The organism is Clostridium thermopalmarium DSM 5974 (assembly GCF_002995795.1).
GTDB classification, from domain to species: domain Bacteria; phylum Bacillota; class Clostridia; order Clostridiales; family Clostridiaceae; genus Clostridium_H; species Clostridium_H thermopalmarium.
The window spans coordinates 126,905-146,803 of record NZ_PVXN01000005.1; the positions used below are offsets into that span (position 1 = coordinate 126,905).

General features: G+C 31.7%; 17 protein-coding genes. 2 read left to right on the forward strand and 15 right to left on the reverse strand.

The window, feature by feature from the left end; translation table 11 throughout:
• Positions 1-36: 36 nt before the first annotated feature.
• From CPAL_RS01185 to CPAL_RS01210, 6 genes are all read right to left on the reverse strand, one after another.
• Positions 37-1,449, reverse strand: a complete 1,413-nt coding sequence (locus CPAL_RS01185; protein WP_106023925.1) for a PTS transporter subunit EIIC — start codon at positions 1,447-1,449, stop codon at positions 37-39.
• A 217-nt stretch (positions 1,450-1,666) separates the two neighbouring features.
• Positions 1,667-2,650 carry a LacI family DNA-binding transcriptional regulator gene (locus CPAL_RS01190; RefSeq protein ID WP_341458842.1) on the reverse strand — a complete coding sequence of 328 codons (984 nt, stop codon included), beginning with the start codon at positions 2,648-2,650 and terminating at the stop codon, positions 1,667-1,669.
• An 84-nt stretch (positions 2,651-2,734) separates the two neighbouring features.
• Entirely contained in the window at positions 2,735-4,630 is a 1,896-nt protein-coding gene (locus tag CPAL_RS01195) for a PTS fructose transporter subunit IIABC (RefSeq protein ID WP_106023927.1), read from the reverse strand.
• Between the two features lie 18 nt (positions 4,631-4,648).
• A complete protein-coding gene (gene pfkB, locus CPAL_RS01200; RefSeq protein ID WP_061858978.1) occupies positions 4,649-5,563 on the reverse strand; it encodes a 1-phosphofructokinase in 915 nt (304 codons plus the stop codon).
• Positions 5,563-6,312: a DeoR/GlpR family DNA-binding transcription regulator gene (locus CPAL_RS01205; RefSeq protein WP_061859011.1), complete on the reverse strand. Its 750-nt coding sequence runs from the start codon at positions 6,310-6,312 to the stop codon at positions 5,563-5,565. Before CPAL_RS01205 ends, pfkB begins: the two co-directional genes overlap by 1 nt.
• A 237-nt stretch (positions 6,313-6,549) precedes the next feature.
• A complete protein-coding gene (locus CPAL_RS01210; RefSeq protein ID WP_061858977.1) occupies positions 6,550-7,503 on the reverse strand; it encodes an RsmB/NOP family class I SAM-dependent RNA methyltransferase in 954 nt (317 codons plus the stop codon).
• A 132-nt stretch (positions 7,504-7,635) separates the two neighbouring features.
• Between CPAL_RS01210 and CPAL_RS01215 the strand changes: the two genes are divergently transcribed.
• Complete coding sequence (locus CPAL_RS01215; RefSeq protein ID WP_061858976.1) at positions 7,636-8,478, forward strand: hypothetical protein; 843 nt, start codon at positions 7,636-7,638, stop codon at positions 8,476-8,478.
• Between the two features lie 168 nt (positions 8,479-8,646).
• On the opposite strand, the gene CPAL_RS01220 is transcribed toward CPAL_RS01215, so the two are convergent.
• From CPAL_RS01220 to CPAL_RS01235, 4 genes are all read right to left on the reverse strand, one after another.
• Positions 8,647-10,311 carry a LolA family protein gene (locus CPAL_RS01220; RefSeq protein WP_106023928.1) on the reverse strand — a complete coding sequence of 555 codons (1,665 nt, stop codon included), beginning with the start codon at positions 10,309-10,311 and terminating at the stop codon, positions 8,647-8,649.
• 18 nt (positions 10,312-10,329) lie between these two features.
• A complete protein-coding gene (locus CPAL_RS01225) occupies positions 10,330-10,863 on the reverse strand; it encodes an RNA polymerase sigma factor (protein WP_061858974.1) in 534 nt (177 codons plus the stop codon).
• Positions 10,864-10,984: 121 nt separating this feature from the next.
• A complete protein-coding gene (gene nagZ / locus CPAL_RS01230) occupies positions 10,985-12,448 on the reverse strand; it encodes a beta-N-acetylhexosaminidase (RefSeq protein WP_165815330.1) in 1,464 nt (487 codons plus the stop codon).
• A gap of 228 nt (positions 12,449-12,676) precedes the next feature.
• Entirely contained in the window at positions 12,677-14,023 is a 1,347-nt protein-coding gene (locus CPAL_RS01235; protein ID WP_061858972.1) for a VanW family protein, read from the reverse strand.
• A gap of 169 nt (positions 14,024-14,192) precedes the next feature.
• Here CPAL_RS01235 and CPAL_RS01240 point away from each other — a divergent pair, with 169 nt between their 5' ends.
• Positions 14,193-14,954 (forward strand): YjgB family protein, encoded by a 762-nt coding sequence (locus CPAL_RS01240; RefSeq protein ID WP_061858971.1) that lies wholly within the window; start codon positions 14,193-14,195, stop codon positions 14,952-14,954.
• Between the two features lie 159 nt (positions 14,955-15,113).
• Here CPAL_RS01240 and CPAL_RS01245 read toward each other — a convergent pair whose 3' ends face one another.
• The 5 genes from CPAL_RS01245 to abc-f all read right to left on the reverse strand — a co-directional run bounded on the left by CPAL_RS01245 (position 15,114) and on the right by abc-f (position 19,489).
• On the reverse strand, positions 15,114-15,596 hold the full coding sequence (locus tag CPAL_RS01245; RefSeq protein ID WP_106023929.1) for a hypothetical protein: 483 nt from the start codon (positions 15,594-15,596) through the stop codon (positions 15,114-15,116).
• Between the two features lie 20 nt (positions 15,597-15,616).
• A complete protein-coding gene (locus CPAL_RS01250) occupies positions 15,617-15,958 on the reverse strand; it encodes a PadR family transcriptional regulator (protein ID WP_106023930.1) in 342 nt (113 codons plus the stop codon).
• A 157-nt stretch (positions 15,959-16,115) separates the two neighbouring features.
• Positions 16,116-16,505 carry a bacteriohemerythrin gene (locus tag CPAL_RS01255; RefSeq protein ID WP_106023931.1) on the reverse strand — a complete coding sequence of 130 codons (390 nt, stop codon included), beginning with the start codon at positions 16,503-16,505 and terminating at the stop codon, positions 16,116-16,118.
• Between the two features lie 48 nt (positions 16,506-16,553).
• On the reverse strand, positions 16,554-17,771 hold the full coding sequence (locus tag CPAL_RS01260) for an MFS transporter (protein ID WP_106023932.1): 1,218 nt from the start codon (positions 17,769-17,771) through the stop codon (positions 16,554-16,556).
• 50 nt (positions 17,772-17,821) lie between these two features.
• Complete coding sequence (abc-f, locus tag CPAL_RS01265; RefSeq protein WP_061858966.1) at positions 17,822-19,489, reverse strand: ribosomal protection-like ABC-F family protein; 1,668 nt, start codon at positions 19,487-19,489, stop codon at positions 17,822-17,824.
• Positions 19,490-19,899: the final 410 nt, after the last annotated feature.

Genomic DNA, 19,899 nt, shown 5'->3' on the forward strand with positions numbered 1-19,899 from the left:
ACTATTTTTAATTCAAGTATGAGCTTATAATTTTTATTATTCCCAAGATGGTTTCTTAGTTTTATAATATGCCAATACTAATACTGCTCCTAAAACTACTGCAAGTACATTACCGATTATATATTGAAGATGCCCTCCTACATCTATTAATGCCAATCCTGGAATTACTGTAGCTCCCATGCCTATTGCTTTTACACCCGCTATATACATATATGCTCCTCCAACTCCTGCTGCAATAGCTCCACATATAAATGGCCATCTATATCTCAATGTTACACCAAATATTGCTGGTTCTGTTATACCAAGCAATGCTGAAACAAAAGCTGTTGAGCCCAATTGCTTGAATTTAGTATCATTCTTTCTAGCTATTAATACTCCTAAAACTGCTCCCCCTTGAGCTGCTGCTGCCACTGAGAAAAATGGCTGAAGCGGATCAAATCCTCTTTCAGAAAGTAACTGCATTTCTACTGCTTGGAAAGTATGATGTATTCCTGTAACAACTATTGCTTGATGTAATGCTGAAAAAACAGCTGCTCCTAGTGCTCCAAAAGTTTCATACATTGTGGTAACAGCCCAGGTTATTCCATTACCCATTTCACGGCCTATTGGTCCTAATACTAAAAACATAGCAAATCCTGATAACATTATTGTAATCAATGGCACAAAGAATAAACGTAATGATTCTGGTATGATTTTGTTAGCCCTCTTTTCAATATTAGCAAGTACCCAAGCACCTAATATTGATGGTATAACTGCTCCTTGATATCCTACTTGAGATACAGTTAATCCAAATAAACTCCAAGTCTTTGGAGTAAGGCTTCCAGAACCTACTGAATAAGCATTTGCAAGGTCTGGGTGAACCATTATACATCCTAGTACTAGTCCTAAAATTGGAGTTCCTCCAAAACGCTTAGTTGCGCTATAAGATATAAGTATTGGTAAGAAAGTAAAAGCTGCCGTTGACATTAAGTTTATCATTCCTGCAAAACCTGCTATACCAGGATAAGCTTCAAGTAAGCTTTTACCTTGAATAAACATACCTTTCTGAGTTAGTATATTATTTATCCCCATAAGTAATGCTGTTGATAAAAGTGCTGGTATTATAGGCACAAATATATCCGAAATCATCTTAATGAACTTTTGAAAAGGATTCATCTTTTTTTCAGTTTCATTTTTAACATCCGACAAGGACATATCTTGGATTCCTGCTTCCTTTATAAAGAATTTATATGCTTCGTTTACAGCACCAACTCCAAAAATCACTTGAATTTGACCACCGTTAACAAAGGCTCCTTTTACCCCTTCAACATTTTCAATAGCTTTTATATCTACTTTGCTGTTATCCTTTACAACAATTCTAAGACGTGTAGCGCAGTGAGCTGCTCCTTCCACATTATCCTTTCCGCCTATATGTTCTAGCACTTTTTCAGCACTTTTACTATAATCCATAGTTTTCCCCCCATCTTTATAAAACCATATTTATAGAATTTATTATTTATAATATCAAATTTTTACGCTTTTGTACGGAACCGGTTCTATATATGTTTTAAAAATAAGCCATGATTATACCATAGCTTAGCGCCATATGGAACTGGTTCCATATGATACATACCTATTATATATAAAGGTTTTCACGCTGTCAATACTTTTATTTAAAATATTTTTATTAAAAAATACTTTCATTTTTTATTATTTCATATCCTGATACTGTAAGTTTACTAACTTCTTCTCCATTTATAAGTTTAATTATATTATTTGCTGCCTTAACTCCAGCACCTAAATAGTCGAACTTTACAGTAGTAAGACTTGGATGAACTATATCACATATATCATATCCTCCAAAACCAGTAACTGAAACATCTTTAGGTATATTCAATTTCTTCTCAAATATAGCTTTCATAGCTCCTAAGGCTATATTATCTGTAGCACAAACCATTATAGATGGAACATGCTCCTTTAGAATTTCTTCGGCTTTTTTTACAGAACTTTGTTTATCAAATCCTACAACATAATATTTTACTTGCTCTATCTCATTTTCTTCTAATGCCTTCTTAAATCCATTTCTTCTTTTTACACCTACTGCTATATCTCTCTCGCTGACCCCTAAAAAAGCTATATCCTTATATCCCATTGACACCACAAATTTTCCCAGATCATAAGCTGCATTAAAATCATCATGGATTATGCAATGATGTTCAGGAGTTTCTTGTCCTAAAATTATTATAGGTGTTTTTACTTTTTTCATAGCCTCTAGATGCTCCTGTGTAATCTCTGTGGCTATTAGTATAATGCCTGATACCTTTTGTTTTGCAAAACTATAAATGCTTTCGATTTCCCTTTCAATATTCTGACTGGTATTAGATATTAACATTTGATATCCAAACTTTTTTAAGGTTTCATCAATTCCTATAAGAGACTTTGATGTAGCATATGAATCTAGCCTTGGTATAATCACACCTATTAAATTTGTCTTTTTTGCTTTTAAACTTTGTGCAAAAGTATTAGGTTCAAATCCTGTTTCTCTAATAATTCTCTCTATTTTTTCTTTAGTTTTATCGCTTACATATCCACCATTTAAATATCTTGAAACTGTGCTTTTAGCTACACCTGCTAATTCTGCTATATCCGCAATTGTCTTTCCCATCATCATCACCCTAAATTTATTTAATATCAATTTATTTTAACAATAAAAAAGCAAGGATTCAATTCTTCCTTGCTTTTTATATAAAAAGTATTAATCTGTTATAGGTTTTTTAAGTAATCCTAACAAGAATGCTGTTACAAAAGAACCTGCTAATATAGATAGTATATACATAAGCTTGCTTCCGCTAACTATTGGTATTACAAATATTCCACCATGTGGTGCTGGAAGCCCTATATTGAACATCATAGTTAAAGCTCCTGCTACTGCTGCACCAATAACTGTTGAAGGTATAACTCTTCCAGGGTCCGCTGCTGCAAAAGGTATAGCACCTTCTGTAATAAAGGATGCCCCCATTATATAGCAAGTCTTTCCCGCCTCTCTTTCGTCTTTAGTAAATCTATTTTTAAATAATGTTGTAGCAATAGCAATTCCAAGTGGTGGAACCATACCTCCTGCCATAATTGCAGCATGTGGTCCGTAATTTCCAGCCTCAATCATAGCTATACCAAAAGCATAAGCTGCCTTATTTATTGGACCTCCCATATCTATAGCCATCATTCCACCTAGAATTAATCCCATTATTAATCTATTGCCTGTCCCCATTGATCCTAAGAAGTTTGTTACAGCTAAATTTATTACCTTAACAGGATTTATTATAACTAAATACATCAACGCTCCTGTTATGAATATTCCGAATAATGGATATAAAAGGACTGGCTTTATACCTTCCAAAGACTGCGGCATCCATGTAAACGCTTTTTTTAGTAATACTACAGAATATCCTCCTAAGAAGCCTGCTATTAATCCGCCTAAAAATCCTGCATCATTATTAGCAGCTATAAGTCCACCTACCATAGCTGGTGCAAAACCAGGTCTATCTGCAATGCTCATACCTATAAATCCTGCAAGTACAGGAACCATAAGTTTAAAAGCATTTTGCCCACCTATATCATTTATTAACTTTGCAAAAGCATTGTATGATGGATCATTAGGATCATATGATTTAATTCCAAACATAAAGGATATAGCAATTAGTATACCTCCTCCAACTACAAAAGGAAGCATATTAGAAACACCACTCATAAGGTGCTTATAAAATCCGGTTTTTTGTTTTTTACCTTTTAACGCATCTTCACCTGTACTTCCTTTATGATGATATATTGGTGCATCACCTTTAACTGCTTTAGTTATAAGTTCTTCAGCTTTTTTGATTCCGTGTGCTACTGGAACTTGAATTACTTTCTTTCCTTCAAATCTTGCCATTTCAACTTGCTTGTCTGCTGCAACTATAATGGCTTCTGCTCTATCTATTTCTTCAGGCGTTAAAGCATTTTTTACTCCAGTAGAACCGTTTGTTTCAACCTTTATATCTACTCCCATTTCTGCAGCTTTTTTCTTCAAGGCATCAGCAGCCATATAAGTATGAGCTATTCCAGTTGGACAAGCCGTTACTGCTAATATAAAGCTTCTTGTTTTTCCTTCCTCTACTTCTTTCTTTGCCTTGCTGATTATTTCTTCTTCCTTTGAATCCTTGCTTTCTTGTTCATCTATAATTCTTAGTAAATCCTCTTCAGTTTTTATAGTAGGTATTTTCCTTTTAAAATCTTCATTCATAAGCATTACAGATAGTCTTGACAGTGTTTCTAAATGCTCATTATCTGCATTATCTTGACCTGCTATCATAAAGAATATATGAGCTGGCTGTCCGTCTAGTGAGTCATAATCTATACCTTCTTTAGAATATCCAAAGGCAAGGGATGGAAGTTTGACAGCAGAAGTTTTAGCATGGGGAATAGCAACTCCATCACCAACTCCTGTTGAGAACTCTTCTTCTCTTTTTAGAATAGCTTTTTTATATTCTTCTCTATCATTTAATTTTCCAGCTGTATCTAATTTGTCTATTAATTCATCTATTACTTCAAGCTTAGTTTTTGATTTCAAATTAAGGATTATAGTATCCTTGCTTAAAAGCTCTGTTATCTTCATCTATATACATTCTCCTTTCTAACCCAGTTTAATTACTTTAATCTCATTTAACAACCTTTCAACATGGTCTTTTTTACATAAATCTAATGAAAAAGCAGTTGCACTTCCTGAGGCTGCTCCCCATCTAAAAGCTTCAACAATACTTGTATCTTTTGAATATTTTGCAAGAAATCCACCTATCATAGAATCTCCTGCTCCTACAGAGTTTTTAACCTCACCCTTTGGAGCAGATGCATGGTAAACTCCTTCTCTGCATATAAGAAGAGCTCCCTCTCCTGCCATAGATATTATTACATTTTGAGCTCCCATATCCATTAGTTTTTTCCCGTAGTATATAATTTCATCTCTCGTGTTTATCTCCGTTTCAAAAATTTCAGCTAATTCATGGTTATTTGGCTTTATCAAAAAAGGTTTATATTTTAATGAATTTAATAAAGCTTCTCCTGTTGTATCAACTATTACGTTTACATTGGTATCTAAACATTTTTTTTGGATTTGAGCATATATGTCCCTAGGCAGAGTTTTTTGTACGTTTCCTGCTAATACTAGGAAATCTTCTGAATTTAAATTTCCAAGCTTATTAAACAGCTCATTTAATTTTTCATTTTCTATTTTAGGTCCTACACCATTTATTTCTGTTTCTTCATTAGACTTTAACTTTATATTTATTCTAGTGTCCTCATTTACGGTTATAAAATCTGTATCTATTCCCTGGCTTTCCAATGTACTTTTAATGTACTCTCCTGTAAAACCGCCTATAAAGCCTAAGGCTTTGCTTTTTACACCTAAATTGTTTAAAACCCTTGATACATTTATACCTTTACCGCCTGGGTATTTGTGATCTTCCTTCACTCTGTTTACCGTTCCTGATACAAAATTTTCTACCTCTACAATGTAATCCACCGAAGGATTAAAAGTAACCGTATATATCATTATTCTGTCACAACCTTTATCTTAGTTTTTTCTGCATAAATTTCATAATCTTGTACTTTATTATTGGTAATGATAGTAACCTTATCTAAATCATGAACCTTTACAAAACTTACCTCTCCAAACTTGCTGTCATCTGCTAATACAAAAGCATCTTTTGAAAGATTTATAGCTTTTTCTTTTAATATAGCTTCTTCTGAGTCTGGAGTAGTAAGTCCATATTCCGCATGTATTCCGTTTATTCCTAAAAAAGTTTTATCAAATCTGAACCTTTGCATATTAATTAAGGCATCTGATCCTATTATAGCTTTAGTCTTGGCTTTTACCTTTCCACCAAGGATATATGCATTAATTTCTTTTTCAATAAGAGCATCTATATGATTAAGTCCATTTGTAACAACAAGAATATCTCTTTTGTCTATATACTTAATCATTTCAAAAGTGGTAGTTCCTGCATCTAAATAAATAGAATCCCCTTCTTCAATTAAGGAAGCAGCATATTTTGCTATAATGTCCTTTTCTTTTATATTTTGAACTAATTTTTCATTATAGCTAGGCTCTACAAATCTTCTTTTTATAGCCGCCGCTCCTCCATGGACTCTTTTTAGAGCATTTTTACTTTCAAGATAAGTAAGATCACGTCTTATTGTAGATTCTGAAGTATTTGTCATTTCCACTAGTTCGTTAAGTTTTACAATTCCTCTCTTTTTAACTTCTCGTAGTATGATTTCATATCTTTCTTCAGTTAAAATGTCCATCACCCCTCGTTTACTGTATGTCTATATTATAATTTAAAATATTTTAAACTTCAATCATTTTCAATCATTTTATTTTAAAATCATTTAAATAAATTCATATTCAATCAATAATCAAATTGGTCTAAGATTGTTTATACTAAAATTTAGCAGTCATAAAAAATCAGAGTTATAACTAGTATAACTCTGAACATACTACATAAGGCTTCAAGTTAATTGCCCTAATTGCATATATCATTTTTTTCTTATCTTACATAGAAAAAATCCTTCCATATATTCATCTGGTATTACTCTTAAGGCTTTACTTAAATTTCGATTATATGTACTTCCTTTATATTTAGTAATTCCATTTATAGAGTTTTTCACTGTGAAATTTAACTCTAAAATTCTAAGATTTTTATATTTATTTATTATTTCATCAATAACTTCTTCATTTTCCTCCGGAGAAATGGTGCAGGTCGAATATACAAGTATTCCTCCTGGTTTTAAAGCATTAATTCCACTTTCCAAAAGCTCTTTTTGCAGTTTCGAATGCCTTCTAACAATGGTTTTATTCCATCCTTTATATGTTCTTGGTTCCTTCATAGTTATAGTACCTTCTCCAGAGCAAGGTGCATCTAAAAGTACTCTATCAAAGGCCTCTGGAAATAATGCTCCCAGCCTTCTTCCATCTCCCCCTATAACCTCTATACAACTAGCTCCTAACTTTTTTACATTATATTTTAATCTTTCTCTCCTTATATCATCTATTTCATTAGCTATTATTTTGCATCTATTATTAAGCATAGCCGCCATCTCTGTTGTCTTGCTTCCTGGAGCTGCGCACATATCTAGTATATTTATATCTTTCTCTAAATCTAGGAAAAGCGGAGGAAGCATACTTGATAAATTTTGCATATAAATCTTTCCTTCCTTATAACTAGATAGTTTTGAAATCTTTCTCTCCCCGCCTTTAGATACTATAAACGCTTCCCTCATTAAGCTGCTATTGGAAAACTTTATACCACCTTTCCTCATATCCTCTAAAACCTCTTTAACAGATGCCTTTAATGTATTAACTCTAAATGTAGTTTTTCTTCCATTTTTATAACTCCTTAAGATGCCATCTACAGTTATTGGAGAATATAAGGTATATAAAATTTCTATAAATTCATCTGGAAGTTTTCCCCTCACTCCACTTATTTCCATACTCTTACCACCATCCTTAACTTTATCATCTAGCACTCTAAATCAATGTGAATATTCTTTATTTTTAGAACATTTTACCATATTGTTGAAATTTAGTCATTTATTATTACATAAAAGCATGGATGGGATTTTATGAAAGAAATTCGTTGCAATCTTTCTTATGGTATTAGTTTTTTCTTTTTTGCAAATGCTATTATTATTAAAATAAAGGGAGGAATATTTGTGGCAGAAAAAGCAAATTATCCAATACTTTCTGTATTTATAGATGAGGTTTATCCATTGTCAAAAGAACAGCTTTATGGAAAACAAGATGTTACTGCAGACACGTCTCTTTCTGTATCTGCATATTCAAAAATTCTTCCAGAAACAACCGGAAAGGCTTTAGATTTTGCTGACTCACTTATAAAATACTTTACACCTACATTATTATTGCATCATCATCAGGATGAAGTTCCACTCTTTACTATATACTTAGGAGTAGATGAAGAGCATATAGATCTTAATACCTATGGAGGTTACTATTCTAAATTTATTCACAGCATACCAGAGCTTCAAAATCAATTAGATGGTTTATTTTTGATGATTCGTGAAGATTTAGATTTGGACCGCAGCAACATTGAAGATATCATATCTGATCTTCAAGATGCTGGCAGATTAGATATTAAATATGATTATTATAATGAAAATAGTGATTCCTCGGAAGATGGAAATTTAGATTGGACTTATACAAGAATAATGAGAACTCCTTATAGTGAAGTTTATGCTTTGTACTTAAATGATGAAAATGCAGGAGAAGTTCATGTTCATCTTGGAAAAACTATTAATACTACCATAATTACTACTGTAGACATTACCGAAAAGGAAAAAGCAGTGCTTATGGGTCTTGTCCATGAAACCATACTAGAAACTTTAGAAGATGAGTATGACACTCATTCTAATATTAACTTCTTTAGCGGCGCAGAGGAAGAAATTTAAGCAATTATATGTAACATCGCATATAGGATTTGCATTTAGGAAAGCTTCTAATGCTTGTTCAATGCTTTCTACAATACAAATCCCATATGTGATGTTGAATATCTCACCAATGTATTGAAATTTTTAGATGAGATAAATAAATATAATTTAAGAAGTACTTAGAAAAGCTTACTTTGGATCATATCCTACTACAGTCCATATTCCAGTGCTGTCTTGTCTTATGAGTCTTTCTAGATATACCCTTCTAATAGGAGTTTTATCTCCACCAACTTCTACAATTGCTTCTTTTCCAGTATTTTTAATCACCTTAAACTCTTCATATTCTATAGGATAATCACCAACAATGCCTTCTGGAGAAATTTTTAGGCTTACAAAGACTTGAGATACAAATGCTGGATCTAGCTTCCATGGTGAATGTCCTGCATCAACACTTTTTTGTTCTGCTTTTTCTATTTCTAAATCCACCGGAACTTTAACTTTAGGTTTATCTCCAGCCTCTTCTTTTAATGATAACTCTACTGCGCCATTAGTTAAGCCTTTTATAAACAATGTTAATTCCTCTAGAGAAGTATTTCCAATTACAGCATATTCAAAACCATCTTCCTGCCATCTAACTGAAGTTATATCTGTTACCCCAGAATAAGCTCCTCCACCTTGAAGAACTCCTTCTTGAGACTCTATTGGAGATTGAATTTCAGCTACATTATTATTTATCTTTCCTAGCACTGCCATAGAAGCTGGTTTAAATTTCTCAGTAGACTTTTTCTCTAAAACTACAATATTTTTTTTATTGTCTTTAGAAACATAATTTATCTTAATAATTTTTTTGTCATTTATTACTGATATATTATTTTGAGTAAATGATTCTGATAAATTTTCAACTATCTTAGGAGTAAAGCCTGCAATCTCTTTAGCTTCCTCTAAACTATTTACCACCTGCTCAGGATTTGTATTAATTTCTTTAAATCCTTTAGGTACACTGTATGATAAAAGTTCCTTAGGAACAGCTTCTTCAAAATCAATGTCTATATAACGTACAGTGTACTGAAGTGAATACTCCATAGCAGACTGCTTTTGTAATGGCATTTTAGTCTCCTTATCTATCCATACCCTATATGGCTTTCCACCTTGAGGAGTTACTTCTATTATAGTAGTATCTCTCCCTGCAACTGTATCATCACCAATAACCTGAGTCTTAATAGAATTCTTCATATCTTCTATTTCTTTCCCAATTTCAAAAGTAAAGCTATATGGATCTGGAAAAGCTGTAAATACTTCTACTTCTTTTTCTTTTGGCTGAACCTGCCATTTTCTTTTTCCATCATTTACTGTAATCAAATTCTTTTGTGAACCCTCAAGGCCTTTAACATAATAACGTCCTTCCTTATCTGCCCACACTTCTATCTTTGACTGAGTAGTAGATTCTCCTAGTGCATTTGTCTCTAAAACCTCAAGAACTCCATGATAAGCTTTTACATTTTTAAATGCTTTTTCTACAGCATACACCATGTTATTCTTGTTAACAGGCATTACTGTATTTAATCCTATGATTAATGCAACAGCCGCTGCAGCAGAAGCCATTCCATAGAACCATCTCTTTTTTGGCTTTTTTAAATGCTTTTCTTTTAGTAATTCTTCATTAACGTTTTCAGCCAGTCTTTTAGCAAATCCCTCTTCTGGAAAAACAGGCTCTTTTAAACTGCGAACCATTCTTACAGTATCAAAAAGCTCCTTCATTTCAGATGTTTCTATTTCACCATCATGTTCCGCTGGCTTTCTTTCTTCATTTAAGCAATCAATATAATTTGATAATTTCTGCTCCTTATCACTCATTGATGATACCTCCATACTTTAATAATCCTTTTTTAACACCTTTCTAAGATTTTGTAAAGCTCTATACTGTAAAACCCGAACAGTACCTTCCTTTTTATTCATTGCCTTAGCAGTATCAGCTACTGAATATCCTTTTAATATCCTTAATTCAATAACAGTACGCTGTTCATCATTTAGAAGACCTAATGCATTTTCTATAATCTCACGCTGAATCATATTTTCAGTAGAATCTTCTATTCTGTCTTCTTTTAAGGTTACTTCATCTAAATTAATAACCTTACCTTTGCGCTTATTTTTACGCCACCTATCTCTAAGCACATTCAGAGCCACAGTTTTTAAGAAAGCCATGCATTTATTCATGTTAATGTGATTTTTCTGCATATAGGAAATGGCTTTAATATAAGTCTCTTGTATTATATCTTCTGCTTCCTCCTTATTTTGAACTTTATAATATATATATCTGTATAAGGGCTGCCAAGTGGCATTACAAAATTCTTCTATAGATTTTTTATCACCTGCTTTTACTATGATATCTTTCTCAAATTCATTCATAAGCTAACTCCTTTTTTCCTAGCTAGGTATTTTACAATAATAATGACGCCAAAGCTAAAGTAAATGTTACAAAAGGAACAAAAACTTTATATAAAAAATGTATCCCAAAAGTTATAAGCTTTCAGGATACCTTATATTTATATAAAAGTGATTTTATATCATTATTTATTTTCTCAACATCTACAGATTTTATTATCTCATCTTTTAAGTCATACTTTTCCTTTAGTTTTAATATTCTATAAACACTTTCATCTATTCTTTCCTCTGTTATCTCACCTTTTAATACAGCATTTTTAACATAATTAATAACCCCTATTTCATTATCATAACCGTGACATATGAGCACAATATCGCTTCCAGCTTTTATTGATTTTATGGTTGCATCATTAATATTATAATTTTTAGTTATTGCTCCCATAGTCATATCATCAGTAATCACAACTCCATTAAATTTAAGACTATTTCTCAATATATCCGTAATAATTATCTTTGACATAGAAGAAGGATTTTTTTCATCAACTTTAGGAAGAAGGATATGTGCAATCATTACTGCATCTGCTTCATTTTCTATAGCCTTTGCAAAAGGTATTAGCTCAAATTCCTCCAGCCTTTTTAAATCATTATTTACAATTGGCAATCCTATATGGGAATCTACTGATGTATCACCATGTCCTGGGAAATGTTTTACTACAGGAATAACATTTTCTGACTGAATTCCTTTCATAGTTTCAATGCCTAGTTTGGTTACTATATCAGGATTGGAACCAAAGGATCTGCTCCCTATAACTGGGTTCTTTGGATTATTGTTAATGTCTAGTACTGGAGCAAAGTTCATATTAAACCCAAAAGCTTTTATCTCACCAGCAATAGTTTTCCCTATTTTGTTTGAAAAATCTACATCATTTATTTTTCCAATTACTTTATTAGTAGGAAGGCTTTTTAATTCATCAGGCATCCTTGTTACTTTCCCACCTTCCTCATCTACAGATAAAAAAAGAGGAATTTTGTTGCTAGAGTTTTCCACTTTTAATGAATTAATTAAACTAAGCAACTGATTGACATTTTTAATATTGTCTTTAAATAATATAAACCCTCCCACCTTATATTTTTCTATAAGACTTTTGGAATTGTCATTTAAATCATATCCATCAATTCCTACTATGAACATTTGCCCAATTTTTTCATCTAAAGTCATTGCATTTATTTTTTCCTTTATTGGATCAACTTGCTCAGTAATTATAATTGTTTTAGCATCAGCTTGAACAGGATAAGATTCTGCAACAGGTCCTTCAAAAATAACCTCCACTTTTGCTCCTTCTTTCAAGCTGTTTACTTCTAATTCCTTTTTAGCATCCTTTTCATAAATTTTAGTATTATCTTTGATTCTAATACTTGCCTTATCATACTGAGTGTCCTGCTCAACTTTTCCTTCTACCAATATTCTTGATATTCTACCACTATCATCTAAAGATATTTTTTTTATTTCTCCTCTTATCCCTATCTTTTCTTCCACATTCTCCTTACTACAGCCTGTTATGCTGAATAGCAAAAAAATGCTTATTAATAATATTATCTTCTTTACCATAATCAAATCCTCCAGATTTTATGCAAATTTCTCAACCTATATCACTTATATATACGTATACTATTAGTACATTGTTATTATCAATATACTTGCATATTTTTATGCTTTATCTAAATAAAAAAACATCTATTTTAAGTGAAATAGATGTTTTTGATAATAATAGCCAAGCTTTCCTAAATACAAATCTCATACGGAAGGTTAAATGTTAAGAATTGTCACAATTTATTTCTATTGTTTCTTTGTTCCTCTTATTATTTCCCCATTCTTAGGTGCATAGTAATCATTTGAAATAAACTCAGTATGGATTACTTTTCCATTCTCTATAGTTTTTCTATATACTTTTACCCTATATCCATTGGAAGGGCTTTTAACTACTACTGTTTCTCCTTCTAGCCTATTAGGATCATTAATATATTTAGTAGTTGGATGTATTACAGAAACCTCAGTAGCCATTTCATAAGATCTTTTTGTTAATGATTTATCAGAATACACCTTAAAATAAACTCTTTTATTTAATGTATATCCTTCTATATAAATAGGTGTATCTAGAGTATTTTTAAATTTCAAATCTATATTTCCCCAGTCAACAGTTGCATCTAGTCCCTTAGCAACATAGGATGAAGGTAATGAATGATTTCTTCTCTCGTAAGGCTTAATGCCAGAATGTAGTATAGCATTATATAAAGTACTAGACACCTGACATATTCCTCCTCCAAGGCCAGCCTCTATCTCTCCATTTACAATAACTCCTGCTTCCTTGTACCCCCTTGCTCTTGTACGTTCACCTACTACCTCATTAAAACTAAAAGTTTCTCCTGGCATAAGAAGTGTTCCATTGATAGCCTTAGTAGCAAGTTCAATATTATTAATTCTACCCTCTGTAGATGAAGCAAAGCTTGTACTAAAAGAAGCAATAGGAGTATTAATAGATGATAACTTTTCCTTTGTAATCTCCGGTTTAATAGTTTCTACTTGTGCTTCAATTTTAATATTTTTTTGTGAAATATCTCCATTAATCTGTGATATAATAGCTTGTCTCAATTTATCCTTTTGAATTTTCATCCCGGTAACTTCAGGAGTAATTTTTATTTTCCCATTTATTATGGATATCTTGGCGTTTTTAGGATCCTTATTTACCTCTTCTTCTATCTTATTAATAAATTCATCAATAGGCTTAGAATTATACGCAAATTCGAGCTTAAACTTTTTACTTCCATTACCTTTAATAAGCCTATACTTATTAAGCAAATTTTCTTTTTTTCCATAATTAAAAGCCTCTTTTATAACCTCATCAATATTATACTTAGCTTCAATCTTGCTATAATCCAATGTATAGATTTTATCATCTACCTGAACTTCAATTTTCTTCATAAGCACTGGATCGCTATAATTTTTCCTTATTAATTCCTTTACCTCATCAAAATGTTTTCCCCCTACATTTATGTCTTCTATATAAACTCTTGGATAAATAACATCGCTCCAATTGTTACCTGTAGCATATACATGGCTTACTGAAATTGTACCTATAGCTAATACTGCCAATATAGTAGTTGTAAATATAGTTTTCTTCTTCATTTGTATTCCTCCTTTTTAAACTTTTCTATAAATATATACCTCTATAAAGTTAAAAAGGTTTCACGTTTTTTTAATTTTTTATTTATAATTTTTTCCTCAAACCTTGAACAAAAGTGCATATATTTTCGTCTAACTAAGTAGGAATGTAGATTTAAGGAGGAATATTATCATGTCTCTATGGAAAAAAAGTTTATCTATTAAATTAACAATTGTACCTATTATTTTAATAACTTTAATCACAGGATGTTCTAGCACTGCTAAACAAACAGATAAATCTAATGAATATAACTCTAATATCAGTACGAACAATTCAGTTGACGGTATTAATAATCCTTCTAATACTAATACCTCTGATTCTGACGCTGAGAGCTTACCTCCTGACACTTCAGATACTCCTGATGCCTCTAAAAATGATTCTAAGAATGTTTCTAAAGGTTCTTCTTCTACAAAGGAAAACTCTACAAAAACACTTTTATCAAATATTATGGAATTAGCTAAAAAAGGTAAGGTTATCAACTGTGATTTTCCTGCTAAAACCACTACTATTGAAGATATTGAGAAAGCATGGGGAAAACCTAATGAAATGAATTGGATTGCTGCTGCTAAAGGGGTCTATGCCACATATCCAAAGCACAATATGGCTTTTGGGTTTAATAAGGGCTCACAGATATTCGAAGTTAGATCCTTTGATAATAAAATAAAAAAAATACCCCTTTCTAAAGTAAAAGAAGTATTTGGAAGTCCTGACTACGACGTTAACGTAAATAATGAAGAAATAATTGGTTATGTAGCTAACAAGGATTTTAAAATATTACTCGTATTCCCTAAACCTACAAAAGAAAATCCTGACCCTTTATTAGACCATTATTCTGTTTTCTATCCACGAGGAACTGTCAATCTTATGGCAGATGATCCTGGGAGAGAGTGGTAAACCTCACTAATAAAAGAAACTCTAATATTTTTAATGCTTGTTCAACGCTTTCTATAATGCAAATCTCATGCTCCTGTTAATATTTAAATTGGTCTAGGGAGTTTAGATTTTTATAAACTAAGTTCAACACCTAAACTCCCTAAACTTCTCCACTGCCTTTTAGTGTCTCTTTGTCATGAAAAAACCTTCTACTAAAACCTCACATCCAGTAGCTACTATGAATACTATCCATGAAAACTTCCATCCAATAGTGAAGCCTATTAAAAAAAACGCAGCAATGCCGAATATCCATATAGCACCAGATATATTTCCTCTTACCATCATTGATTTAGGGTCACTGTAATATTGTATCCATTGTTTTTGCCAAGATTCATCCATTTTTCTTCTATTTTTCTCAGTTAAACCTAAATATATAAAAAGTATTACTGAAGTTATAAGAAAAGGCATAGAAGTAGCTAAAACTGAAAATAGTTCCTGTCCTGAAAAATATACAAATCCTGTTGAAAAAGCTCCAAATAGAAGTAATTCAGTAGCTAAACAATATAATAATGCTCTTCTTGGCCTCATTCCATAACTGTATTTTGTTTCTTGAGTTAATCCAAAATACATAAATAATAATATTGATACCATTGTAAATGGCATTAGTGTCCCTAATGTAGCCATCATGTTCTTATTTTGCAGAATAATTTATCTATTATCTTTTTGGCAAACTCCCATTCTTGTTTATTAAGAGCATATACTTCCTTACCATGAGGTGTTATTTTATAGTATTTTCTTCTTCCACCCTGAGTTTCATCTCCCCAATAAGATGTTATGCTTCCATCTTGTTCTAGTCTTCTATAACTAGAATACAGTGTAGCTTCTTTTAGCTCATAAGCTCCTTCACTTTTTTCAATTATTTTCTTATATATTTCATAACCATAGCTATCGCCTTCCATCAATATTCCTAAAACTATAGTATCGGTATGCCCTCTAAGCAGATCTGACGAAATCTTTCCATTCACTTAACTTGCCTCCTTCTATATTGCTTCTCATTTATTTTTATTTGTTTCTTATCCTCACTTATAATATACATCAAAGTACTATGACTGTCAATATACTTTTTTAAATATAATTGTATGACAATAAAAGGATCCATCAAAACTGATGGGTCCTTTTAAATTATTTTCCTATAAGCTTGTCACTTTTAAGTATATGCTCTACTAACCAATCATTCAGAAATTTCAATATACTAAGTATATATTCATCTTGGTTTTCATCAATCTTTGAAAAATCTATATCATTCATTTTCTTTATAAATGCATCATGTGCAACTTTTTGAGTAAACATTCTTTTATAATTGATTCTTTTCATGTATTCTTCTTCAGCTGTAAAATGAAATTTCGCATATTGTTGAAGCTCTTCTATTAGAGTCACTATTTTATCATATTTATCGATTATGAATTCATTTTTTAGTAAATTATAAGTTTTATCAGCTATATCGAAAAGAACTTTATGCTGTTCATCAATAAAATCTATTCCTATTTTATATTCTTCTTTAAATTCATACATTATACATTCCCCCTTCACTATAATATGTGCTACACAATGTAGATATATCTACTCTGAAGCTGGTTTTCCAGCCTCAATCAGCACTTTACTACTTAACATAAAAAAGCCTTGAGAAAATAACAACAAGCCGGTTCCTATAAGCAGCCATTCTATTTTAATGATGTCAGCCAGCGGTCCAAAAACAAGCATACCTAATGGCATCATAATACTTGATATCATTCCTAAAACACTAAATACTCTACCTAGAAAATTTTCTTCTACTTTCTCTTGTAGTAAAACAGTTGCTAGTGTATTAAAAATTGGCATAACGATCCCAAATAGCATCATAAAGCTAAGGTAAATCCAAAAGTTAGGAACAATTCCAAGTGCAAAGGTACATATTCCAATAACAAAGCTTGATAAAGCCATTGTATGTATTCTGTTTTTGAAACCACCCCAAGAAGCCATGACTACACCTCCAATCATCATGCCAATAGAAAAAATCATTTCAATTGCTGTCAGTCTCCAAACATCATCTCCAAAGCTTCGTGTAACCTGTAGAGGTGTTAAAAAGGCTGCTGGTGCTACTAATATATTAAAAATTGCGCAAAACAAGAAAAATCTTTTAACGTAATCGTGATTCTTAATATAAACATAACCTTCATGCATATCACTGAAATAGCTAGTTACTTGTTTATTTAAAGCTTTTTCATGAACTGGAACATTCAAAAATACAAGCAATATAGAAACTGCTATAGCCGCTGTAATAACATCAATAAAAAATATTATCTCTATGCTGGCCATATTTAATAGTGCACCACTAAGCATAGGAGAAATCAGCATAATCAATGACTGTATACTGCTGTTTGTGGCGTTTACTTTGGTAAGCCTATCCTCTGGCACAATTTGAGGAAGAAAAGCTCCTACGGCAGGAGTTTGAACTCCTGACCCAAAAGCTCTTATAGCTGACACTACAAATAGCATCCACATATCATTATAACCTTTTAAAAACAATATAGCTAAAATTAACGTTGATATTGCGATTAATGAATCTGATAGCATTATAAGTTTTTTTCGGTTATAGCGGTCAGCCCATACACCAGCGAAGGGTGAAAGAAAAAAGGTAGGCAGAAAACCGCAAATAATTGATATAGTCATCATTATACCAGATTGCGTCTGTAAGGTAATATACCAGGTAATGGCATACTGAACCAACGAAGATCCAAAGAGAGATATGGTTTGGCTTATTAAAAATAATATTGTATTCTTTTTCCAATTCTTATTCATATACTAAATATTTCCCCCAATTTCTATAAGTCTATTAAATTGTTTCATAACTATATATCCAAATCATTGGTTTTAATACAGCTCTTCAGCCTCTTTAGTTTATCTAATATTTCATAGTACTCCTTATCTAAAGCTTCTATATCATCCTTCTTTGATGGCATAGACAGCCTTCCTATGACTTCTGAAAGACGATTTTGTAGTATAAGAATTTGTTTTTGAATTTCTTCTTTGTCATTATCTATGGATTTGTTTTTCTTATCCAAATACTCCTTATAACTTCCTTTAAAAATCTTTATTTTATGATTTTCTATAGTCATTATGTTATCTGCAACAGAATCTATAAGCCTTCTGTCATGTGAAACAAACAATATAGTATTGCCATAATCCTTTAATACATTCTCTACTACTTCAAGAGAGTTTATATCCATATAATTAGTAGGCTCATCTAGTATAAGCAAATTTATATCTTGTAGCATCATTTTTGCAAAGGATACTTTAACCCTCTCTCCTCCACTCAACACGCTTATTTTTTTGTCAATATCTTCTTTCTTAAACAATAATCTTGCTAATAATATTCTAGCAAAAGTTTCATCATACATACTGCTTTCCATTACATTTTCTATGATAGTCAATTCTTCATTCAAAATACTCATATCTTGACTAAAGTACCCTATTTTTGCTCCCTTAGCAACTTTTATAGATTTATCATTTTCCATTATCATTTTAATCAATGTGCTTTTTCCACACCCATTAGGGCCTATTAATGCAACTTTTGAATTATTATATATAGCAAACTCTGCATTATCCAATATGACTTTTTTACCAAATCTCTTATTTATGTTTTTACCTTCTATGATTACTTTGCTGTGGAGTTTATTTAAGTCTTTAATATCTAGCTTTATGACCTCTTGTTTTTTAGGCTTTTCTTTCACTTCAAGATGTTCTATCCTTTTTTCAATATTCTTAACTGCCCTTTCAAGGACTGCCTTTGCCTTTTGCCCTCCCATCTTATGAAGCCTTGCTTCAGAGTTTCCCATTCTCTTAGGAGTTCCTTTAATACTCTTTATCTTATCCTTAGTATTATCAATAACTCCTTGCAGCCGCTTTTTTTCTTTTATATATTCATCATATTCAAATTTAGCTCTTTCTATTTCTCTAGCTTTTTGAGCAGCATAGTCACTATAATTGCCGCTATATATTTTTATTCTGCCATTGTCTAACTCTAAAATTTTGTTACACAATTTATCTAAAAAGCTCCTATCATGTGATATAAGAACTAAGGCACCTTTATACTCCTGAAAACTCTTTTCCATAAGTTCAATGCCTTCTATATCCATATTGCTAGTGGGTTCATCTGCAAATAGCAGCAGAGTATTCTGACTTAAAGCATGAGCAAGCTTAAACCTAGTCTTTTCTCCTCCACTCATATTTTCATCCCAAATATTTTGAATGCCAAATTTAGAAGCCATTTCACTACTAATATTCATGCTTTCAGGTCCCTCTAGCTGAGATATATACGAATGCCTTCCATGCAACTTAACCCATCCTTCGTCAGGTTCTAATCTTTGGCACATTATATTAATCAAAGTAGTTTTGCCTACCCCGTTTACACCTACAATTCCTATTCTATCCTTTGAATAAACTTTTAGATTTTTCACATCTAATATGAGCCTATCACCAAAATACTTTTTAATATTACTGCACTCCATTAATAGCATAAAAAAAATCCCCTCCTTGTAATTGAGAGAGGATAGTGTCACATTTTAATAAAAATGCGCAGCATTTTTATTAAGTGGAGGCGCTTACACTCCTCCACTAGAACTAATTTGCGCAGCAATTTAGTTCTAATATTTAGTTCTAATGTTAATACTATATCTATATATAGACAAACTATTAACAGTTATAAGAACACTATCCACTCACAAAATTAAAATAAAAGAGTATAACAATAAAGCCTTTCTTAAGACCTTATTTAAACTTTTATTTTAAATAAAAAACTACACATAAGTGAATTATAATGTTCTCATCTCTGCCAATACCTTGCCCTTTCTTTAAATTTATCTTATCTAATTTCAGTATAATTATATAAACTATTCTCAATGCTGTCAACTTATGGTTTTAATTTTTA

Coding starts and splice junctions, on each gene's coding strand:
- CPAL_RS01185 (WP_106023925.1), bottom strand. CDS start 1,449: ATGGATTATAGTAAAAGTGCTGAAAAAGTGCTAGAACATATAGGCGGA.
- CPAL_RS01190 (WP_341458842.1), bottom strand. CDS start 2,650: ATGATGATGGGAAAGACAATTGCGGATATAGCAGAATTAGCAGGTGTA.
- CPAL_RS01195 (WP_106023927.1), bottom strand. CDS start 4,630: ATGAAGATAACAGAGCTTTTAAGCAAGGATACTATAATCCTTAATTTG.
- pfkB (WP_061858978.1), bottom strand. CDS start 5,563: ATGATATATACGGTTACTTTTAATCCTTCGGTGGATTACATTGTAGAG.
- CPAL_RS01210 (WP_061858977.1), bottom strand. CDS start 7,503: ATGGAAATAAGTGGAGTGAGGGGAAAACTTCCAGATGAATTTATAGAA.
- CPAL_RS01215 (WP_061858976.1), top strand. CDS start 7,636: ATGAAAGAAATTCGTTGCAATCTTTCTTATGGTATTAGTTTTTTCTTT.
- CPAL_RS01220 (WP_106023928.1), bottom strand. CDS start 10,311: ATGAGTGATAAGGAGCAGAAATTATCAAATTATATTGATTGCTTAAAT.
- CPAL_RS01225 (WP_061858974.1), bottom strand. CDS start 10,863: ATGAATGAATTTGAGAAAGATATCATAGTAAAAGCAGGTGATAAAAAA.
- nagZ (WP_165815330.1), bottom strand. CDS start 12,448: ATGGTAAAGAAGATAATATTATTAATAAGCATTTTTTTGCTATTCAGC.
- CPAL_RS01235 (WP_061858972.1), bottom strand. CDS start 14,023: ATGAAGAAGAAAACTATATTTACAACTACTATATTGGCAGTATTAGCT.
- CPAL_RS01240 (WP_061858971.1), top strand. CDS start 14,193: ATGTCTCTATGGAAAAAAAGTTTATCTATTAAATTAACAATTGTACCT.
- CPAL_RS01245 (WP_106023929.1), bottom strand. CDS start 15,596: ATGCCATTTACAATGGTATCAATATTATTATTTATGTATTTTGGATTA.
- CPAL_RS01255 (WP_106023931.1), bottom strand. CDS start 16,505: ATGTATGAATTTAAAGAAGAATATAAAATAGGAATAGATTTTATTGAT.
- CPAL_RS01260 (WP_106023932.1), bottom strand. CDS start 17,771: ATGAATAAGAATTGGAAAAAGAATACAATATTATTTTTAATAAGCCAA.
- abc-f (WP_061858966.1), bottom strand. CDS start 19,489: ATGCTATTAATGGAGTGCAGTAATATTAAAAAGTATTTTGGTGATAGG.